Annotated in this window: 4 protein-coding genes; all 4 read right to left on the minus strand. The window is 45.1% G+C overall.

The genetic code is table 11. The features are described from left to right. Nucleotides 1-919, minus strand: a 919-nt coding sequence (locus QXE01_12230) for a hypothetical protein (GenBank protein ID MEM4972005.1), incomplete at its 3' end; no start/stop codon positions are given. A 2-nt stretch (nt 920-921) separates the two neighbouring features. Further along, on the minus strand, nt 922-2,061 hold the full coding sequence (locus QXE01_12235) for an AAA family ATPase (GenBank protein ID MEM4972006.1): 1,140 nt from the start codon (nt 2,059-2,061) through the stop codon (nt 922-924). A 28-nt stretch (nt 2,062-2,089) separates the two neighbouring features. Beyond that, nucleotides 2,090-2,839, minus strand: a complete 750-nt coding sequence (locus tag QXE01_12240) for a hypothetical protein (protein ID MEM4972007.1) — start codon at nt 2,837-2,839, stop codon at nt 2,090-2,092. Next, nucleotides 2,815-3,006, minus strand: coding sequence for a hypothetical protein (locus QXE01_12245; GenBank protein MEM4972008.1), 192 nt, complete (start codon nt 3,004-3,006; stop codon nt 2,815-2,817). The genes QXE01_12240 and QXE01_12245 overlap by 25 nt, the downstream gene beginning before the upstream one ends. Nucleotides 3,007-3,371: the final 365 nt, after the last annotated feature.

Here is a 3,371-nt window from a genome sequence, read left to right on the forward strand (position 1 = left end):
CAGTTGCAAAACTGATCTTAGGAACATACACATATCGAGATGGAGACTCTCTATATATAATGGCTGACGCCATTGAACCCGATTTATCGAGGTAGACAACATAATTCGATACACCACCATACCTCTCTGAAACTCTCACAGACCTGCTCGCTATCTTATACGTCAGAAGATCCTCATCCAAGAACTCCATAGAAATAACACTAGACAGCTCACTCCACCTCTGGATTCTTTTAACACCTAAAGGTCTTCCACCAACTAGCGTAGGATACATCGCCTGCTTTAGATTAGGAGCTTCTCTTCTCAGTTTCTGCAAGAACTTGACCAAGTAGATGATTATGCGATTACGTGCTTTCTCTCTAAATTCATCTGGTTTCTCTAGCATTTGAGCTACCGGTATGCCGAGGTGCGAGAAGCTCTCAACAGCTTCAATATCTTGCAACACCTCCTTGGCTTCCTCTTCCAGAGCGGAAACTATTGAAACTATTGCTTGTACTGCTTTGTTTGCTTCTGGCGATACTTGAGTATCAATTAGATTTAGAAGAGAGCTAACTGGATCTTCTTTATCCTTTTTGCTCAGCTTCTGCTGCTTCAATTGCTTAAGTTGCTCCTTAGCCTTCTTAAACAAAGCATTTAAGAAGTGTACAGTAGCGTACTTCGCGAGCATTGGATCACCAGCAACAGCACTATTAAGCTTCTTATATGAATCAGACTCGTAATATCTTTCTAGGATTTTCTTCCAAGCAGACTTTGAGGAAGGATCGAAAACAATTTGGCTCCACGGTTTAAAGTGAATAATCGAAGAATCCATAGCAACAATAAATGGCAACTTCTTGTTTTCAAGCAAGAAGTTAGATAAAACAGAGCGGGCTAGCGCTTTATATGTAACATTATTGTAATCTTCGATAAGCGCGGGCTTCATGGCTACCCCCTCTTGAACTTCTTCAAGCTCTCTTCTATCTTCGTGATTTCAGTCACTAGCTTCTCAGCGCTTTCGATAATCTCTTTGATCTCGTCCTTGAACAGCTCTACGCGCTCTGGTTTCGAGAACAACGACTGAGCTACTTGGATGGCTTCTGCAGCGTAGCGCTTCGCTGAAGCTAGATCTCCGCTAACAGCGTAGTCTCTTGCTTTTTCTAATTTTTCACTTGCCTCTCGTAGTTCGACTGGCATCAGAGCATCTAGTGCTTTTCTATAGTTCTCTAACGCTTCCTCGGATGGCAGAACATATTTGCTAACAGCGATTGCTGCTTTGCGTAGGTCTGTGTTGTAGACGTAGGAGTATGTAGCTATTAAGCGCGGTAGGTGTTGCGGTGAAACGGCTGTTCTATCGGATACGAAGATTCCGTGTTGCCTCAGAACAATAACCAACTGCGAAGTAACTTTCGCAATTGCTGAAGCGTTCTGGATCATGTATTGTGTTACTTCATCATATACTCTAGATATGTCCTGGAGCGTTGCGATCGGCTTCGGGTTGGAGTTCATCGTGGAGTTCATCGTGATGTTGTGTATGATAGCTTTCTCCAAAGCACTAGCATCTATCCTTCTAACGAAGTGTCTCAACAGGAATCTATCGTAGAACGCAGCTAGCTCACTATCCGTTGGCACCTCGTTTGATGCTCCGTAGAGGCTCCACAAAGGAACGTTGTACACGGTACCGTCAGCGTCAACGAAGAGTCTTTCGTTCATTATATTCAACAGTGTGTTCAAGGTCTCAGAGCTTCCTTTAAAGATCTCATCAATGAATGCTAACTCTGCCTCAGGAAGCTTGCCCTTAACATTTCTAACAAACCTTCCTTGTTTATAGGCTACTGGGTCGATGGCGCCGATCAGCTCGTCTGGTACTGTGTACTTTGACAGAAGGTAGTAGAAGAATCTGCACTGCACTAGCTGTGATAGTCTTCTGATGAGTGCTGACTTGGCAGTTCCTGGCTCGCCGATAAATACGGCATGTTGCCTGGTCAATAATGCCAAAATCGCTACTCTTGCTTCTTCTTCCCTACCTATGAAACCAGCCGCTAGTTCTGCCTCAAGTTTTCTAACCAAATGAGAGCTCTCGGCCATCAGAGCACCACCTTCTCCACGATCACCACTACTCCATCACCGCTTTCTTCATCTTCTCGAGACGGAGCTTCTCCTGCAACTGCGATAGCTGTTCTCTGAGTGCTTGCAGCTCTTGCTCTTTCTGCTTGATCAGCTCTTCCAGTTTCCTTACCTGCTCCTCAAGATCTTGATGTGGTATCTGGGTAGCAGCAGCCATGGACATAACCATGTTAAACATTTTAATAAATTCATCTGTGACGACTGGGAGTTTTATGTAAAGTTTAACGTTCGCTCTCCCTTTCCCCCACTCCTCGCCTTTAAGGTACATGTACTTCTCAAGTCTCGGCTCTCTTGCAGCTATACGCTTCTTCCAGTCATAGCCGATAGCCCATGCCCTGGCCCTCCCAAACTTAGCGCCTGAGAAAGGTGTTTCAGCGCTGACTATCTTTATTATATATCCTCTTGTTTTTCCAATCATCCGCACTCTATCTCCTACATATACTTCGTATTCTACCTCCAGCTTTTCAACATAAGGCTCCTTCCCACTCACATCTCTCACAAGATCGACTGCAACCTCGAAAAGCTCGTGCTGTACCTCAGCATCAGTCTCTGACACATCTTTAACATAGTATGTTATTAAAACTTCTTCAGGGGTTTTCTTCAGAACGATCTTCTTCTCGGGAGTTATAAAGATCGGGTACTCGTAGTCGTTTATATCCGTGTAGTGAACTATATCTACCGGAGATTCGAGAACCTGCTCTCGAGAGAGAGACCCTACCATTCCACCTCTCCCCTCCATTTCTCTCTTCCACATGTCGTGAGATTTAGATCTGGGATTGAAAAACCTATTCTACTCAAATCGATCCCGAAAACCCTCGGGATCTCATGGGATATCACATAACCCGATTTAGAAGGATTTTCCATTGCCCCCGACCCCGGGGATCCCATGGGGATTACCAAACCCACCACGACCCCCCATTTTGGGATTCCCCAAAGAGGGTTAAAAAGCGAGGATCCACGAGAGGATCCGGGGTTTAAAAACCCCCCTTCACGGGGGTTAAAAACCCCCGGGGGTCGGGGGGACCCCCCGACCCCCTGGATCGGGGGGTCGGATCGGTGGATCTTCCGGGGGTCAGGGGGATACACACAGTTTTTTATATATATTATTTAGGGTGCGTCTAATCCTGAAGGAAATTTTGATATGGATCAATACGTGTGATATGGACTAGTCCATATTTTGATCTGTGTGTTTTTTAAGGATGTTGTGTCATATGATAGATCGGTGCTTGCATGCTGTGTCTGGTGATGATGAGTATGTTAGGCTGGTGATT

It is taken from the genome of Sulfolobales archaeon, from assembly GCA_038897115.1.
Taxonomy (GTDB): Archaea; Thermoproteota; Thermoprotei_A; order Sulfolobales; family AG1; genus AG1.